We start from the raw sequence: 18,667 nt of genomic DNA, 5'->3' as shown, positions 1-18,667 counted from the left end.
ACAAATTCCTTTTCTTACTCAACCCTCAACCCTCAACCCTCAACCCTCAACCCTCAACCCTCAACCCTCAACCCTCAACCCTCAACCCTTAACCCTTAACCCTTAACCCTTAACCCTTAACCCTCAACCCTTCATCTCATAGCCCAAAGCTTTTCAGCCGTCGTAGCCAAGTTACTTTGGCGAAGAAGGCCAGCGTAGGACAACCATCAACCCAAAAGGGGCATTGGTCAATTGGCAGGAAAGTAGGAGCTGTTCACAAGCTACTTTTAGCGGAGTTAACTTTAAAATAATACAATCATGAAATTAAAAAGACTATTGGTATTGGGCTGTATGGCCATAGCAGTTGCCTTTGTATCCTGTTCCAAAGGAGATGCGGGAGAACAAGGACTTAAAGGGGATCCAGGAGAATCTATTAAAGGAGATAAAGGAGATAAAGGAGATACCGGAAATACCGGAGACGATGGCGATTCTGCTTATGAAATAGCAGTGGCCGAAGGCTTTGAAGGTACAGAAGCTGAATGGCTGGAATCACTTAATGGAGAAGATGGAGAAGACGGAGATGATGGTGATTCTGCTTATGAAATAGCAGTGGCCGAAGGCTTTGAAGGTACAGAAGCTGAATGGCTGGAATCACTTAATGGGGCACCCGGAGAAGACGACCAGGACGGTAACGCAAATGTACTGTACCATGATGTGGATCTCTCAGATATTGGAAGTACTTCTGCGATTACTGTTAACCTTTTTGAAGAAATGGAGGGTGTTAATGAGGTGGAAGACTTTACCAAACATGCCTTCTTTTATTATTTGACTGATTCTGCTGATAGGATATGGTCTACTCCAGGGGTATATGTTATTACAATTACAAGTGCCCGATTATATATAGGGGGAGAATTATTAGGTCATTTACGTATTCAATTTTTTGATTATAACGGAAATCCTCAAACTGTCTCTAATCTTGATAACCTTAGAATAGTAGCTGTAGAGCTGCCCGGTCTGGGTGCTAAAAACAGTGAGAATGATCTTATGGCGCGGCTAAAAGCAGCTGGGGTAGATACTGGAGATTACCACGCCATGGCAACATATTTTGGTATAGAAGAGTAATTGGTTTTTTCATAGCTAATTTTTTTATGGATTAAAACATGAAAAGAGCCCTTTAGGGCTCTTTTCTTTTGCTTTATGGAGATTAAAGTTCCTTTCCCTGTCACCCTGAGCGCAGTCGAAGGGAGGGAAAGGTGTCCCGCCGTGGTGGGACGGAAAGGGTGAAAGACCATCCCTTCCGCTTTGACACTTTGTGTCAAACCACCTTCCCTTGCCAAGGGAAGGAGCAATGAATACACTTTTCAAAAACTCCTTTCCCCGTCACCCTGAACTTGTTTCAGGGTCGCACAGGGCAATGTTGCCCTTAGCATTGGTCACTGAGCGAGGTCATTGAGCGTAGTCGAAATGAAGCCGAAGCAAGCCCAGAACATGGCGAAAAATCCCAACAATACAGGACCCAATTGGTTGGGTTTGTAGGGATTCTTCATTGCATTCAGAACGACATTTGATGCCAGCTACAAAAATTCCTTTTCAGATGTCATCCTGAGCCTGTCGAAGGACAGTCCAAGTGAGCAGTCCAGATGTAAATATTCTCGACTGCGCTCGAACTGACAGCTCTTGTCATTTTGAGCCTTGGCGAAAACCTAAACAATAATAAAACCAACCCTCAACCCTTCACCCTTCACCCTCAACCCTTCATCTCATAGCCCAAAGCTTTTCAGCCGTCGTAGCCAAGCTACTTTGGCGAAGAAGGCCAGCGTAGGGCAACCTTCATCCCATAGTCCTTCGCCCTCAACTCTGAGCAGATGTCACACTGAGCTTGTCGAAATGTAGTTAAAGTGCTGTCTAATAATGGCTTCTTGGTTTTATAAGCGTCTTCGACAAGCTCAGACTGACAACTATTGTAGCTTAAAGACTATCGGAATGGAAAACGGAACCTTAACGGCATTGCCCCGTTGTTTTCCCGGTGTCATTTTAGGTAATTTGGAGATAATACGGGCGGCTTCCTTTTCCAGCGTCTCATGTGGTCCGCGCATGCGCACTTCATCAATACTTCCATCTTTTTGAATGGTAAACATAATGCTCACCCTACCTTGTAGCCTCATTTCTTGCGCCATTTCCGGATAACGAAAGTTTTTGCGAATATGCTTTTGCATCATTTCCTGAAAACAGGCTCTTTTGCCTTCTTTGGTGTTTTCATTTTCACAACCGGGAAAAACCGGAGGGTCTTCAACTTTAATGAAAATTACTTCATCTTCAATAGGGGGTGCTACAAAAACAACATCTTCAACATCCATTATTTCTGTGTCTTGATTGGAATCATCAGAGTCGATGAAAGTTTCAACTTTAGTTTCATCGTCATCGGCTATGATTTCTATTACTGGGGGTGCAATGATTTTTGGTGGAGGTGGTGGAGGTAAATTGATGAGTACGGGAGGGAGTATCTCATCAATACCATCTGGAGTCTCTAGGTTTTGGACAAGCTCTGGGGTTTTGTAAAATGTTTTCCATTCAAGGGCCACATACGCAAACAGTAAAATGGCGGTCAGCCCTATTAAAAAATAAAGGGCGCTGTTCTTTTTAAGTTCCAATTTTGGATTTTTCTTGAATTCCATATTTTCAAATTTTATGAAGCGGATACAATTGTCATCCTGAGAATGCCTGCACTGAGCTAAGTCGAAGTGTCGAAGGATAGAAAATTTACAATTAACTACTTTTCGACTGCGCTCGAAGTGACATTGTAAACAACCTCGAGTTAGAAATAATGGGCGTTAACCCTAATCCAAAACTAGCCTGAAATTAAGGGAGATAAAACCAAGAATGAGGGAACGGGCCTTTTGGGTGAGGGAAAATTCAATTTGATGAGATGTCATTTCCCATTGGTCACTGAGCGAAGTCAAAGTAAAACCAAAATCTAAGTAAATTTTTTAGCGTTCAGGGTTTATTTCAGAAGCTCTGCAGTGAAAATTAAGATTTATTAGTGTTATGGGATGCTGAAACAAGTTCAGCATGATAATTATTGATTAGAGCTTAAAACAACCCGTGAATCTCGGCATCAATTTTATTGATGACCTCGCCTAAATCTTCTGGCTCATCAACAAAGTTGATGTTGTCCACATCTATTACCAAAAGCTTGCCTTTTTCATAGGTGTTTACCCAAGCTTCATAACGTTCATTCAAACGGCTGAGGTAATCAATGGAGATACTGTTTTCGTATTCTCGACCTCGTTTATGGATTTGGTTCACCAAATTAGGTATGGAACTGCGCAGATAAATCAATAGGTCAGGTGGTTGCACTAGGGTTTCCATTAACTCAAAAAGGCTTTTATAGTTTTCAAAATCCCTGTTGGTCATCAACCCCATGGCATGCAAGTTGGGTGCAAAAATATGTGCGTCTTCATAGATGGTGCGATCCTGGATCACATTTTTACCACTTTCCCTAATCTTAAGAATCTGCCTATAACGACTGTTCAAAAAGTAAATCTGGAGATTAAAGCTCCAGCGTTCCATCTGCGTATAGAAATCATCTAAATAGGGATTGTCCACTACATCTTCAAACTGGGCATTCCATTTGTAGTGTTTGGCCAATAGGGTGGTCAATGTGGTTTTTCCTGCTCCAATGTTTCCGGCTACGGCAATGTGCATGGGTATTAATGTTGAATGGTTATTAAATAGCAGTGTTTAGTTGCAAAGGCATACAATATACAACGAATCTTGTGGACGATAAAACCAACCTTGGCGGTTTTATCAACGTTTCGATAAAAAACCATTATCAGTGCTTTAGTGCATGGCAGCTACAACCCGGAATGGTAAAACTCTGGGTCTGCTCATGCCACGGAAATGCCTGGTTGTACTTATTGTTTTCCCAATAAAATTTGTTTCGCCCTTTAGGCTCGTTACCAATTTCATTCATGGTTTCAGTATCGTACAGACGTCCATTGATCATGGTGTACCGAATAGAATTGGTGTTTTCAATATCTTCCAATGGGTTCTTGTCAAGAACAATCAGGTCTGCTAGCTTGCCCTCTTTTATTGAACCTATCTCATTGCCCATACCAATATATTCTGCGCCGTTAATGGTTGCTGCTTTCAACGCATCCATATTGCTCATACCACCTGCTTTCAACATCCAAAGCTCCCAATGAGCCCCTAAACCTTGTAGCTGCCCGTGGGCTCCAAGATTGGCCTTTACCCCTGCTTTGGAAAGGGCTGTAACTGTTTCAGAGACCAAAACATGTCCGTTTTCGTATTCTTCCCGCGGTGCCTTGGTTCTATGACGACTACGCGAATCAATAATATGTCTTGGAGTGTACTTTATTAGCTTTTCATTTTCCCAGACATTATCTCGCTCATAATAAAAATACTCACCATTCAATCCTCCATAATTCACAATAAGAGTTGGGGTGTACCCACTATTACTGTTGCTCCATAATGTAATAATATCCTTATAAACTGGAGCAACCGGAATGTTGTGCTCAATACCTGTATGGCCATCCATGATCATACTCATATTGGCAAAAAAGGTGGACCCGCCTTCGGGAACTACATTGACTCCCAATTCTTTTGCCGCCTGCATGATCTGTTGGCGTTGCTCCCTTCTTGGTTGGTTGTAACTTTTTACTGAAGTAGCCCCAAAAGCTTTGGTTCTTCGGATGGCCGAGCGGGCATCATCCAAACTATTGACCACAGCCTTAAAATCTCCATCGGCACCATAAAGGATGAATCCTGTTGAATAAATTCTAGGCCCAATCATTTCACCACTTTTTACCAATTCCGAAAGGCCAAAAACAGTTTCACTATTTGCTGATGGATCGTGAGCTGTGGTGACGCCGAAAGCAAGGTTGGCGTATAATTGCCAGTGCTTTTTGGTGTTCAATCCCGCGCGGAAAGCTCCAATGTGGGCATGGGCATCCACAATGCCGGGCATAATGGTTTTACCTTTAAAATCAAAAACTTTGGCATTTGAAGGAATCGTGATTTCCGAGGAAGAACCAATACTTTCAATCTTATTGTTGTTGATAACTATTGTGGCATTTTCCAGAACTTCATCATTTTCCATAGTGATGATTCTAGCATTGGTAAAAGCAATACGACCTTTAGGTCTATCTGTTTTAGAGACCAATTCCACCTGAATTCCTTTTTCCGTTACAGGAGGAATGCTGTCGGGTGAATTTTTAAGAAAGGTAAATCTTTGATTTACATCGTTAGAAAAATATTCACACCCCAATGTCCAGTGCATTTTTTTGCTATCGTTGGACCAATGAAGACTGTATCCGGCGTCTTTTGCCACCTGTGTTACTGGAAATGCTTTGCTTTTTGGGTCAAATTCAATGGTTTGACCTGTAATTGTCATGGGCGTCACATAAGCTTTGTGCAAGTTGGAAAACAACAACCATTTGTTGTCTGGCGATGGTACAATATGGTTGGCATATTTGGATTTGAAATGTGTACGTTCATCCTTTCCGTTCAAATCAATACTTTTAAGCTCTTTGGTCAGTGATCCAAAGAATTTACCACCTGTTTGAAAAAAGACACGAAGGTCATCAGCGCTAAAGGTTGGGGTTAATCCATTCCCTGTGAGTTTTTTGATATTGTTTCCATTGACGGACATTATATAAATACCAGGCTCTTTGGTAAATGTTCGTCCTTGATCACTATTGCCACTTTGCTTACCATAAACTATATAATTTCCATTATTGGAAAATGAAGGAAAACGATAGATTCCTTTAACCAATGTCAGTTTTGTTGATTTGCCTCCTGTAGCCGCTATTTTATGGATAGAGCCCAATTTTTCATCATCCCAAGTCACATAAACAATTTCTTTTCCATCTGGGGAGAATGAAGGCTCAAATTCTAAATCTTCACTATTGGTTAATCGTTTTGGTTTGCCATTGGGTAAAGTTTTGGTCCACAGATGACCTAAAGCACTAAAAACAATTCTTTTTCCATCTGGAGAAGTCTTTACATGACGAATTACTTTTGCGGTAAATTCATCTGCATCAACCTGATGTTGGGCACGATGCGTTTCGGCAATTTTGATTTTTGTATCTATCTGAAAGGGAATTGGCTCAACCTGAAGGGTTTTTACATTGATTTTTTGAATCTTACCTCCAGCCCAAAAAACAATTTCATTGCCGTTGGGCATCCAGCTTAAATTGGGATAAGTACCAAAAATGGCCCATGCTTCCATCTGGTCTTTGTTCAAGGCATCATAAATAGGCCACTCCTCACCAGTTTCCAAATCATGAATGAACAAAACAGTTTTGGTACGAACACGTTTTACAAACGCAAGCTTTTTGTTGTCAGGAGAAACAGTTGGTCTTGATGCACTACCGGGACCTCCGGTGATGGTAAGGGTCTTTCCGGTTTCAAAGTCGTAGCGCTTAATGGCATAGATCTGTGCATTTGGATTCTTGTTATATTGAAAAAATCCACCTGGATACATATCCTCGCAGTAATATAAATATTTGCCGTCGCTTGAAACGAAAGGCTCGTTAACATCTTGCTGGTCGTTTTTTCTTTTGGTCAATTTTAACCCACTTCCTCCGGTTATGTGATATTGCCACATTTCACCAGCACCTAACGATCGTTGGGATGTAAAGTGTTTCCTTGCTATTAAATGATTGCCATCCGGTGTCCAAACGGCATTGTTCAACAATCTGAAATTTTCTTTGGTAATTTGTTTCGCGTTACTGCCATTAGTATCCATCACCCAAATATTGTCGCCACCTCCGGCATCGGAAGTAAATGATATTTGTTGTCCATCTGGGCTAAAACGAGGTTGAACTTCAAAAGGAAGGCCAGAACGTAACGCTTTAGCCTTCCCTCCAGAAATGGGCATAATATAAATATCTCCCAACATGTCAAAAGCCAGTTGTTTGCCATCAGGACTAACATCGAGGTTCATCCATGTGCCTTCATCGGTGGATAAATCAACTTCATTTATTTTCCAATCGATATAAGGATTGGATACATCCCATTTTTTTTCGTCTTTTTTGTCTTGACTTACAGCTAAGAACGTAAATGAGAATAGAAAAATGGAAAGGAAAGCTTTGTTTTTCATGATCTGTGGATTAGTCGGACAGCAAAATACGGATAAACCAGATATTTTTGTTACTAGTATTTTAAAAATATTTGGTTTTTAAGACCAAAACATTTTCATATTTTTGCCCTCTATTATTGAGGAAAGATTTGACTGATTGCAACCTCGCTAAAAAATGCTAAAAAGGAGTGTAAACTTTTTTGGGCTGTACCGTCAAATCTCTTCGTATAAAATATAAGTACATGCCATATCTGTTTACATCAGAATCTGTAAGTGAAGGACACCCAGACAAAATAGCCGATCAAATCAGTGATGCACTTTTGGATAATTTTTTGGCCTTTGACCAGGAAAGTAAGGTGGCTTGCGAAACTTTAGTAACTACCGGTCAAGTGGTTTTGGCAGGTGAAGTTAAGAGTGATACGTATCTGGATGTGCAAAATATTGCCCGTGATGTGATCAATAAAATAGGGTACACCAAAGGTGAATACCAGTTTAGTGGGGATTCTTGTGGTGTAATTTCGTTGATTCATGAGCAATCCCAAGATATTAACCAAGGAGTTGATAGGGGAAGCAAAGAAGAGCAGGGAGCTGGTGATCAGGGTATGATGTTTGGCTATGCAACCAAAGAAACTGAGAATTACATGCCTTTGGCATTGGATATTTCGCATAAAATCCTTCAGGTCTTGGCGAAGTTAAGACATGATGGCACCCAAATTAGCTATTTAAGACCAGATGCCAAGGCACAGGTGACCATCGAATATTCAGATGATAATGTGCCACAGCGAATAGATACTATTGTAGTGTCCACCCAACATGATGAGTTTGATTCGGATGAAAAGATGTTGGCAAAAATTAAGGAAGATATTCTTTCAATTTTGATTCCAGAAGTCAAAAAATTGTTACCAAAATCCATACAAGAACTATTTAATGATGATATTAAATACCATATCAACCCAACTGGAAAGTTTGTGATTGGTGGTCCACATGGCGATACTGGTTTGACCGGACGTAAAATTATTGTGGATACTTACGGAGGAAAAGGTGCTCACGGTGGTGGTGCCTTTAGTGGAAAAGACCCAAGTAAGGTGGATAGAAGCGCGGCCTATGCTGCCAGACATGTAGCTAAAAACTTGGTGGCAGCCGGAGTGGCTGATGAAATTTTGGTACAGGTGAGTTACGCCATTGGGGTGGTAGAACCTACTTCCATTTTTGTGGATACCTATGGTACAGCAAATGTCAACCTATCCGATGGTGAAATAGCCGAGAAAACTTCAGAATTGTTCGACATGCGTCCTTTTGCCATTGAAGAACGATTAAAGTTGAGAAACCCCATCTATCTAGAAACTGCCGCGTACGGTCATATGGGAAAACAACCTCAAAAACTGACCAAGGTATTTGAATCTCCCTACAATGGAAGGGTTGAAAAGGAAGTGGAACTTTTCACTTGGGAAAAACTGGATAGCGTCGATGCAGTAAAAGAGGCGTTCAATTTATAAAACGTATCCCTACATCTTTCTTAACTAAGAAGATTTCTTTGTAGTTTTAGGCGTCAATCAAAATTTCCTTAAGATGAAAAGAATACTTCGTCCCATAATGCTAATGTTTGTTTTAACATTGGCAATCTCAGCCTGTAAAAAAACTGTCAAAAAAGAGGTTCAGCAAGAGGACACCTATGTAGCTGATAATTACAACAAGCAAGAAGTGGATATTGAAATGAGAGATGGTGTTAAGCTGCACACCACCATTTATTCCCCAAAAGACACCTCAAAGGAATATCCCATTTTAATGCAACGTACGCCCTATAGCTCAAGACCCTATGGTGAGGTAAACTTTAGAAAACAAATTGGGCCCAACGTTCATTTAATGAAGGAAGGAAACATTGTTGTATATCAAGATGTTCGAGGTAGATGGTTGAGCGAGGGGCATTATGAGAATATGCGAGCCTACATCCCAAATAAGACTTCTGATCAAGATGTAGATGAAAGTTCAGATACTTATGATACTATTGAGTGGTTGGTAAACAATGTTGATAATAACAATGGCAACGTAGGTATTTGGGGTATTTCATATCCCGGGTTTTATGCCACCTACGCAACAATTGACGCTCATCCAGCATTAAAAGCATCTTCGCCGCAAGCCTGTATTGGAGATTTCTTTTTTGACGATTTTCATCATAACGGAGCTTATTTATTGAGCTATTTTAGAGCAACCTCACTTTTTGGAACACCTAGACCCAACAATGATCAACCTATAGATACGGCCTGGTACACCTTACCAGATATTCAGACTGATGATCAGTACCAGTTCTTTTTGGATGCCGGACCCTTGAAAAATCTGAATTCCTTTTTTGAATATGAAACAGTGGATACGCCTACAATGAGACCAGATGGAAAAACTGATGATTTTTTCTGGAACGAATTAAAGGAGCACCCCAATTATGATGAACTTTGGCAAAGTAGAGGATTGATTCAGCACTTGGACAAGTCCAAATCGCATGTTGCAACTATGATTGTTGGTGGGTGGTTTGATGCAGAGGACTTATATGGGCCTTTGGAAACCTATAAAAATATTGAAAAACATACCGAAGGTTATAACACAATGGTATTTGGGCCTTGGGACCATGGCCGTTGGGCAAGACGAAATGGAAGAAGCTTGGTCGGGAATTACTATTTTGGAGATTCCATTTCGGAGTTTTTCCAAGAAAACATTGAAACAAAATTCTTCAATCACTTTTTAAAAGGCGATGGGGGTGAAAAAAGTGGACTTCCAGAAGCCTATGTTTTTGATTCAGGTAGAAAAGAATGGAAAACATATGATGCATGGCCTCCGCAAGGTGTGGAAAAACAGGCTATGTTCCTATCAGAAGATCAAGAATTGAGCACAGAACAAAAAGAGGTCTCAGGTATTCAATTTATTAGCGATATCAAAAAACCAGTTCCGTATTCTGAGGACATTAAATCGGTATTTACGCCAAGAAAATACATGACAGATGATCAACGTTTCGCTGCACGCAGATCAGATGTACTTGTTTTTGAAACCAATGTGTTGGAAGAGGACCTTACCCTTGCCGGGGATATTTTAGCAAAGCTAAAAGTAGCGACTACGGGTACCGCAGCAGATTGGATTGTGAAAGTTATTGATGTACACCCTGCGGATACTGAAACCAATGAAGAAATGCAGGATCATCTAAAAATGTCCAATTATCATTTAATGGTGCGTAGTGAAGTACTTCGTGGACGTTTCAGGAACAGTTTTTCAGACCCAGAGCCGTTTACACCAAATAAAAAAACGGATGTGACCATAAAATTGCAAGACGTTTTCCATACAATCAAAAAAGGGCATAAGCTACAGATTCAGGTGCAAAGCACTTGGTTTCCTTTAATAGATTTGAATCCTCAGACCTATGTGGATAACATCTTTAAGGCAGATGAAGAAGATTTTAAAACCCAGACCCATACGGTTTTTACGGACTCAAGTATAGAGTTTTCGGTTTTAAAATGAAATGACTTCACCTAAGAAAACTAAAAAACCATGGGCTACCAAAGCGGCAATGGAGCAAATTTATGAGGCCAAGCTATGGGGGGATAATGATTCCGATTTTTATTCGGGTGATGGGTCACATCATCCCGAATTGGTGGAGCCCTATGTAGATGCTCTACAGGCGTTTTTAAAATCCTTTGAAAATCCATTGACTGTTTGTGATTTAGGTTGTGGGGATTTCAATATTGGAAAAGAACTGGTTGTTCATGCTAAAAAATACATAGCAGTAGATATTGTTGAAGATCTGATAAACTTCAACCGAGAGAAATTCCGGATTCCTAATTTGGAATTCCATTGTTTGGATATTGCAAAAGATGATTTGCCAATAGCGGATTGTGCCATTTTAAGGCAAGTATTGCAACACCTGTCCAATTCGGAAATTAAAAATATCGTGGACAAACTCTATGATTTTAAATATGTAGTGCTAACCGAGCATTTACCTCAAGGTGATTTTGTTTCCAATATCAATATCATTGCTGGTCAGGGAACTCGATTGAAAAAGCAAAGCGGGGTGGATTTATGCGAAGCACCCTTCCACTTAAAAGTAAAGGAAGCAAAGCGGTTGTTGTCCATTAACTCTCCGAATCATGGAGGGCAATTGGTTACTACCTTGTTTAAAATGTTTTGAGTTTGATAAAGCTGGTACGGTGGACTCATTTTGAAATAACAATCTCACATCATCTGTCATTTCGAACTGTCAGACTGAGCGCAGTCGAAGTCAAGGCGAGAAATCTATCCGTCTTATCCTTGAAAAATAGCTGGTATTCGCAAAATTTCCCAAAAACATTAGGATTTTAAAAGATTCTACTATTATATTTGTCCCCACAAGTTCAAACATGTATTGAATAGTTATCAAGAAAGGTGGAGGGAGTAGACCCTATGAAGCCTTAGCAACCCTTGACTCCTAATGTCAAGAAGGTGCTAAATTCTATCCCATTTGGGAATAGATAACAACAACTGAATTATTTCAGTTTCACTTTCTTATAACTTTTTGATTTTTCCTATCGACCCATTGGTTGAGCAGGGTTTGGCTTTTTAATTTATCGATATTAATAATTTAAAAAACTAGAAATCATGAGTGATCAAAAATTTTCAACCAATGCTTTGCATGCTGGGCACGATACCACACAAACAGGTGGAACCAGAGCCGTGCCTATTTATCAGTCAACCTCCTATGTGTTTAATGATACAGACCATGCGGCAAACCTATTTTCGTTAGCCGAATTAGGCTTTATTTACACACGCTTGAACAACCCTACCAATCAAATTTTACAAGAAAGACTGGCAGCCATTGAGGGTGGGGTAGGTGCAGTTGTTTTTGCTTCGGGAACAGCGGCAATTTCAACTGGATTATTGACTCTTTTAAGAGCAGGTGATCACATAGTGGCATCGAGTAGTTTGTACGGTGGAACCTATAACTTGTTGAATGTTACTTTACCAAGATTAGGTATTACCACAACTTTTGTTGATGCTTCTGACCCATCAAATTTTGCCAATGCTGTACAGGAAAATACAAGAGCTTTCTTTGTGGAATCTTTAGGGAACCCTAAATTGGATGTATTGGACCTTAAAGGAATTTCCAAAGAAGCTAAAGCTGCCAAAGTTCCATTTATTGTCGATAACACTGTTGCTACTCCGGGGTTATTAAACCCTATTGAACATGGTGCAAACTTGGTGATTCATTCATTGACCAAATATATTGGCGGTCAAGGAAATTCACTTGGTGGTGCCATCATCGACGCAGGAACATTTGATTGGGCCAATGGCAACTTCCCTGAATTTACAGAACCATCGGCAGGATATCATGGCTTGGTATACAGCGAAGCGTTGGGAGCAGCTGCTTTTACATTCAAATTGATTTTGGAAGGACTTCGTGATTTTGGTGGAGCGTTGAGTCCGTTTAATGCATTTCAAATTATTCAAGGTTTAGAGACTTTGCCAGTACGAATTAAACAACATAGTGAAAATGCATTGGCCTTGGCAGAATGGTTGCAAAACCGGGAAGAAGTGGCATGGGTAAATTATCCGGGCCTAAAGGGCAATAAATATTATGAGTTGGCTCAGGAATACCTTCCTAAAGGACAAAGTGGTATAGTGACTTTTGGGGTAAAGGGAGGATTTGAAGCTGCTAAAAAATTGACTGATGCAACAAAAATATTTTCATTGTTGGCAAATATCGGAGACACCAAATCTTTGATTATTCACCCATCAAGTACTACGCACCAACAGTTGGACGATGCCCAGCAGGAGTCAGCTGGTGTTACTAAGGATTTGATTCGTTTGTCAGTTGGCCTGGAAGACATATCCGATTTGAAAGCCGATTTGGAACAAGCATTTGCGGCAATAGATTAACCTGATTTTACCTATCAGTTCGAGCAATGTTATCCTGAGCTTGTTGAAGGAATATTATGAAGAGAATTTCTCTAATCGATATCAATATTATAAAGAATGCTCCATAAAACAGAAATAAAGGATTTTACTACTATAAATGGTGTTGCCCAAGATTTGCAATTGTCCTACCAACTCTTTGGGAAAGAGTTGCACACTGCACCCATAATTTTGGTAAACCACGCCTTAACAGGTAACTCCAATGTTACTGGGGATGGAGGTTGGTGGTCAGATATCATTGGTAAAAGTAAAAGTATTGATACTGATAAATACACCATTTTGGCATTTAACATCCCTGGAAATGGATATGATGGTCTTGTAATTGATAATTACAAGGATTTTGTCGCCGGAGATATTGCCCAAATCTTTCTTAGAGGATTACAGCAGTTAAAAATTGACCGTTTGCACGCTATTATTGGAGGATCTTTGGGAGGAGGAATTGCTTGGGAAATGGCTGCTTTGAATCCTAAGATTACTGAGCATTTGATTCCAGTTGCATCAGATTGGAAATCTACCGATTGGTTGATTGCCAATTGCCAGATTCAGGAGCAGTTTTTGGTGAATTCAAAACAACCTGTGCACGATGCCCGCATGCATGCTATGCTTTGTTACCGTACACCGGAATCTTTCAAAGAGCGATTCAAAAGAAGTACCAACGAAGAACTCCAGGTTTTCAATGTAGAAAGCTGGTTAATGCACCATGGCAAAAAACTGCAAGAGCGTTTCCAGCTATCGGCCTATAAACTGATGAATCAGCTATTGAGGACCATCGACATTACAAGAAATGGAGATGAAGCATTCAAGGCATTGCAGGAGAGCGATACTAAAATCCATATTATTGGTGTTAATTCTGATTTGTTCTTTACCGCCGAGGAAAACAAGGAAACTTTCAGGCGATTGGCATTGGTCAATACCAATGTTACCTATGGTGAAGTACAATCCCTTCATGGTCATGATGCTTTTCTAATGGAGTTTGAGCAGTTGGAAAAGCTCTTAGAACCCGTATTCCAGAAAAATGGAAAGTTGGAGCGTATTAAAATCCTAAAGTTTGGTGGTAAATCTCTGGCCAACGGAGAAGGTATTGACCGTGTGCTTAAGATCATATCAAAAAAAGCAAAAGAAAAAGAACATTTTGCTGTAGTGCTTTCCGCAAGGGGAAAAGCTACGGATCAGTTGGAATCCATGCTTAAAAAAGCAGCTAAAGGTGACGGTTTTGATGAAGAGCTAAAACATTTTTCGGACTATCAAAAAGAAGGATTGTCTGATACGGCAATTATTGCGAATGAGCTTAAAGCGATAGAAAAAATCCTAAAAGGAGTTTCATTGACAGAGGATTTTAGTGCTAAGACCAAGGATGAACTTATGTCCAATGGGGAGTTGATTTCTGGCAAAGCAGTGACCGCAATGCTAAAAGGATTAGGAGTCAAGGCTCAATTATTGGATTCAAGAGAGTTAATCAAAACAGATGATGCTTTTACCAATGCTGAGGTAGATGAAGGGGTTTCCAAAGAAAATGTGATTCGGTGTTTTAAAGGCCTAGATTCAGATGTGGTTCCTATTGTAACAGGTTTCATTGCATCCAATAGTGAGGGGGAGACCACTACCCTTGGAAGAAATGGAACCAATTATTCTGCAGCATTGCTTGCCAATTTTTTAGATGCGGGCGAATTACTCAACTATACCCATGTAAATGGTATTTATACAGCCAATCCTGATTTGGTTGCTGATGCGAAGCTCATTGATGTTATATCGTATGCCGAGGCGAACGAATTGGCCAATTTTGGTGCTAACATTTTGCACGCAAAGACCATTATCCCATTGATTGAGAAAAATATTCCCCTTCGGATTCTCAATACCTTTAATGATGATAATGAAGGGACGCTGATTGGCCCGAAAACAGACAATGGAGGAATTAAATCCTTGTCGGTTCTAGAGAATGTCGCCCTAATAAACCTTGAAGGAAGGGGGCTTTTGGGAAAAGTAGGTATCGATGCTCGGATTTTCAAATCTCTCGGGCAAAACAATATTAATGTCGGAATCATTTCCCAAGGTTCTTCTGAAAGGGGAATAGGTTTGGTGGTAGATGCCAAAGAAGCTCAAAAAGCTAAAAAGGTACTCGATTTGGAGTTTGAAACCGACTATTCCTCCCATGATGTTAACCAAATTACGGTGGCAAATGATGTTTCGGTTATTTCCATAGTTGGTATGGATTTGAGCACTTTTCACAAACCCTTTAATGCGTTGGTCAAAAACCAAGTCGTACCATTGCTCTTTAACAATACCGTTTCAGGAAAAAATGTGAGCTTGGTATTGAAAAAATCTGATTTGCATAAAGCGATCAATGTGGTGCATGGGCAGATTTTTGGAATTGCCAAAAAAGTAAACCTTGCCATTTTCGGTCACGGTAATGTAGGGGGTACTTTAATCGACCAAATACTGGACTCTAAAGTCAGTATTGAAAAAAGAAAAGATATTGACCTTCGAGTTTTTGCGGTATCCAACTCCAGAAAAGTGTTGTTGAACGCTGGAGGTATCTCGGAAAATTGGAAAAAGAACCTGAATCAAAATGGAGTTCCTTATCAAATTGAAGACGTAATCGAGTATGCCAAGGCAAATCATTTGGAAAATTTGATTGCAGTGGACAATACGGCCAGTGAAACGTTTGTGTCCAACTATGAACATTTTATTGATAACGGATTTGATTTGGTTTCCTCAAACAAAATTGCAAACACTTTAGGGTTTGATTATTATAATTCTATCAGGGAGCAGCTTGAGAGGAACCAAAAACAATACCTCTATGAAACTAATGTAGGGGCAGGACTTCCGCTTATCGATACCATTAAATTATTGCATCTTTCTGGAGAGAATATTACCAGAATAAAAGGAGTGTTCTCTGGTTCGTTGAGCTATATCTTCAATACATTTTCAGAAAATGAAATTCCATTTTCCACTATTGTAAAAGAAGCCATGGAAAAAGGATTTACCGAGCCTGATCCCCGTGAGGACCTTTCGGGAAATGATGTGGGTAGAAAATTGTTGATTTTGGCTCGTGAGCTTGATTTGCAGAACGAGTTTTCAGATATCCAAGTTGAAAACCTAATTCCGAAGGAATTGCAGCCTTTGAATTTTGATGAATTCATGGGACAAGTTGAGGTCATGGATGGAGTTTATGGTGAAATCAAGAAATCCCAAGAAGAAGGTCATGTGCTCCGATATATTGGTGATTTGCATGGCGATTTGCAACAAGACAAAGGAGTTTTGGATGTGAAATTGGTTTCGGTTCCCAAAGAAAGTGCGTTGGGGCAGGTGAGTGGTTCAGATTCCATTATTGAGATTTATACGGAATCATATGGGGAAAACCCTTTGGTGATTCAAGGTGCTGGTGCTGGTGCAGCAGTTACCGCCAGAGGAGTTTTTGGTGATATTTTAAGAATAGCAGAAAAGATATAGCTTTGGCTGCGCTCAGCTACTTTTTTCTGTAATTGGTTTTTGGTGGCTGAGCGGAGTCGAAGCCACAATGAAGTATGCATGAAAGGATATGTTTATATATTGGAATGTTCAGATGGAAGCTATTACGCGGGTAGTACAATTGATTTGGACAAACGATTACAGGAGCATCAAGATGGAAGAGGAGCAAATCATACCAAGAAAAGATTGCCTGTTAAATTGGTTTATGTAGAAGAATACTTGAGGATAGATACTGCATTTTATAGAGAGAAACAGATTCAAGGTTGGACTCGAGTTAAAAAGGAAGCACTTATTCATGGGGCGTTTGAAATTCTTCAGGATTTAGCCGAATGTAAGAACGAAACACACTTTAGATATTTTAAAGAGAAAGAATAATGTGGCTTCGACTACGCTCAGCCACCGAACAGAAAAAAATGAGCAATAAAAAGCAATTTGAAACAGAAGCGATTCGCACGCAAATAGAACGAACGCAATTCTTGGAGCATTCAAGCCCACTGTATTTGACCTCAAGTTTTGTTTTTGAGGATGCAGAGGACATGCGGGCTTCTTTTGCTGAAGAAAAGGATAGAAATATCTATTCCAGATATTCTAATCCAAACTCTTCTGAATTTATAGATAAGGTCTGCAAAATGGAAGGGGCAGAAAATGGTTTTGCATTTGCATCTGGGATGGCAGCAGTGTATGGCACTTTTGCCGCCCTATTGGAAAGCGGGGACCATATCGTTTCATGTAAAAGCATTTTTGGCTCTACCCATACGTTGTTCACTCAATTTTTTCCCAAATGGAACATTACAACAAGCTATTTCAATATTAATGATTTGGATACTGTTGAAGAGTTGATTACGAATAAGACCAAGATTATTTATGCCGAATCCCCGACCAATCCAGGGGTAGACGTTTTGGATTTAGAGATATTGGGAAATCTGGCAAAAAAACACAATCTCATCTTTATTATCGATAACTGTTTTGCTTCTCCTTATTTGCAGCAACCTATTAAGTTTGGGGCCCATTTGGTCATTCATTCCGGAACAAAATTAATGGATGGACAGGGACGTGTATTGGCAGGAATCACCGTTGGTAATAATGACCTTATTGATAAGATTTACCGTTTTTCGAGAATTACCGGTCCTGCACTTTCCCCGTTCAATGCTTGGGTATTGTCCAAAAGCTTGGAGACTTTGGCATTAAGAGTAGATAGGCATTGCGCAAATGCATTGCAATTGGCAACCTATTTGGAGGGTCATCCTAAAATAGCGTGGGTTAAATATCCATTTTTGAAATCGCATCCCAAATACGAGATTGCTAAAAAACAAATGAAAGCTGGCGGTTGCGTGGTCGCTTTTGAAGTAAAGGGAGGACTGGAAGCAGGAAGGAAATTCTTTGATACGGTAAAAATGCTGTCACTTTCAGCCAATTTGGGAGATTCACGAAGTATAGTTACCCATCCGGCATCAACAACGCATAGTAAATTAACGATGGAAGAAAGGCAATCTGTTGGAATTTCAGATGGAACTGTTCGGATTTCAGTTGGCTTGGAACATATTGATGATATTATTGCTGATATTGACCAGGCATTAGATTAGTGGAGTGTTTTAAATCTTGTTGAAGGTGGCATAAAAAGTACTGGTTTCCTTACCAATGTAGCCTCCGGTTTTGGGCCAATCTTCGTTATAGTCCATTTTAAGCTTTAAGGTGGTTTCATTCAATTCCAGAATTTCAGCTCCATGATCAACCCACAAACTTCCTCTTTCATCGTGATATAGGTATTTTTTTTCTTCAACCTTCCATCCATTACCTGGATTCAGAAAATCATAGGCAAATGGCCACTGTTCAAGAAATTTGCCACCGCTTATCTCAATATCACCTGTGGTATCTGTAATTATTCTTTCATAAAGGAATCCTTCCCCTATTATTTCAAATGCATTTGGGTTTTCAGAAAAAGATAGCACAACATCTAAATTACTCCCCTCCCCGTGAAATAACATTTCAAAATAACTGGAACTTGTGGACGTAGCTGACCCAATTCTTCCATCTTCGGAAGTGATTTCTACAAGTTCCCATTTTCCTGTTAAAAGTGAAGATGTTTCCTTTGAGTCTGTGTCACCATCTCCGTTTTTATCACAAGCTAAGAACAATATGGTTAGGATAGACAATAGAATGTTCTTTTTCATTTTAAGAGGTAAGGGGTTA

At 40.0% G+C, this 18,667-nt stretch carries 12 protein-coding genes and 1 riboswitch; of the genes, 8 read left to right on the top strand and 4 right to left on the bottom strand.

All coding sequences use genetic code 11. From position 1 onward, the window contains the following. Positions 1 to 297 precede the first annotated feature (297 nt). A complete protein-coding gene (locus CRO15_RS13445) occupies positions 298 to 1,101 on the top strand; it encodes a collagen-like protein (RefSeq protein ID WP_097046364.1) in 804 nt (267 codons plus the stop codon). Between the two features lie 836 nt (positions 1,102 to 1,937). On the opposite strand, the gene CRO15_RS13435 is transcribed toward CRO15_RS13445, so the two are convergent. From CRO15_RS13435 to CRO15_RS13425, 3 genes are all read right to left on the bottom strand, one after another. After that, positions 1,938 to 2,654 carry an energy transducer TonB gene (locus CRO15_RS13435; RefSeq protein WP_097046362.1) on the bottom strand — a complete coding sequence of 239 codons (717 nt, stop codon included), beginning with the start codon at positions 2,652 to 2,654 and terminating at the stop codon, positions 1,938 to 1,940. Between the two features lie 415 nt (positions 2,655 to 3,069). After that, positions 3,070 to 3,684: a deoxynucleoside kinase gene (locus CRO15_RS13430; RefSeq protein WP_097046361.1), complete on the bottom strand. Its 615-nt coding sequence runs from the start codon at positions 3,682 to 3,684 to the stop codon at positions 3,070 to 3,072. 127 nt (positions 3,685 to 3,811) lie between these two features. Further along, positions 3,812 to 7,102: an amidohydrolase family protein gene (locus tag CRO15_RS13425; RefSeq protein WP_097046360.1), complete on the bottom strand. Its 3,291-nt coding sequence runs from the start codon at positions 7,100 to 7,102 to the stop codon at positions 3,812 to 3,814. Positions 7,103 to 7,323: 221 nt separating this feature from the next. On the opposite strand from CRO15_RS13425, the gene metK reads away from it, so the two are divergent. From metK to CRO15_RS13390, 7 genes are all read left to right on the top strand, one after another. Continuing rightward, positions 7,324 to 8,577, top strand: a complete 1,254-nt coding sequence (gene metK, locus CRO15_RS13420) for a methionine adenosyltransferase (RefSeq protein ID WP_097046359.1) — start codon at positions 7,324 to 7,326, stop codon at positions 8,575 to 8,577. 73 nt (positions 8,578 to 8,650) lie between these two features. After that, complete coding sequence (locus tag CRO15_RS13415; RefSeq protein ID WP_207763892.1) at positions 8,651 to 10,582, top strand: CocE/NonD family hydrolase; 1,932 nt, start codon at positions 8,651 to 8,653, stop codon at positions 10,580 to 10,582. 1 nt (position 10,583) lies between these two features. Then, on the top strand, positions 10,584 to 11,249 hold the full coding sequence (locus tag CRO15_RS13410) for a class I SAM-dependent methyltransferase (protein WP_097046358.1): 666 nt from the start codon (positions 10,584 to 10,586) through the stop codon (positions 11,247 to 11,249). Positions 11,250 to 11,467: 218 nt separating this feature from the next. Further along, a riboswitch (SAM riboswitch) is annotated at positions 11,468 to 11,575 on the top strand. Between the two features lie 120 nt (positions 11,576 to 11,695). Further along, a complete protein-coding gene (locus tag CRO15_RS13405) occupies positions 11,696 to 12,973 on the top strand; it encodes an O-acetylhomoserine aminocarboxypropyltransferase/cysteine synthase family protein (protein WP_097046357.1) in 1,278 nt (425 codons plus the stop codon). Positions 12,974 to 13,069: 96 nt separating this feature from the next. Further along, positions 13,070 to 16,459 carry a bifunctional aspartate kinase/homoserine dehydrogenase I gene (gene thrA / locus CRO15_RS13400; RefSeq protein WP_097046356.1) on the top strand — a complete coding sequence of 1,130 codons (3,390 nt, stop codon included), beginning with the start codon at positions 13,070 to 13,072 and terminating at the stop codon, positions 16,457 to 16,459. A 78-nt stretch (positions 16,460 to 16,537) separates the two neighbouring features. Beyond that, positions 16,538 to 16,852, top strand: a complete 315-nt coding sequence (locus tag CRO15_RS13395) for a GIY-YIG nuclease family protein (protein ID WP_097046632.1) — start codon at positions 16,538 to 16,540, stop codon at positions 16,850 to 16,852. A gap of 38 nt (positions 16,853 to 16,890) precedes the next feature. Next, entirely contained in the window at positions 16,891 to 18,060 is a 1,170-nt protein-coding gene (locus CRO15_RS13390; protein WP_097046631.1) for a trans-sulfuration enzyme family protein, read from the top strand. 9 nt (positions 18,061 to 18,069) lie between these two features. Here the strand turns inward: CRO15_RS13390 and CRO15_RS13385 are convergent, their stop codons facing one another. Then, positions 18,070 to 18,648 carry a hypothetical protein gene (locus CRO15_RS13385; RefSeq protein WP_097046355.1) on the bottom strand — a complete coding sequence of 193 codons (579 nt, stop codon included), beginning with the start codon at positions 18,646 to 18,648 and terminating at the stop codon, positions 18,070 to 18,072. Positions 18,649 to 18,667 lie beyond the last annotated feature (19 nt).

This window comes from Flagellimonas pacifica, assembly GCF_900215465.1.
Lineage (GTDB): Bacteria > Bacteroidota > Bacteroidia > Flavobacteriales > Flavobacteriaceae > Flagellimonas > Flagellimonas pacifica.
The sequence above is the reverse complement of the archived record's forward strand: the minus strand, read 5'-3'. Positions and strand labels throughout refer to the sequence as shown.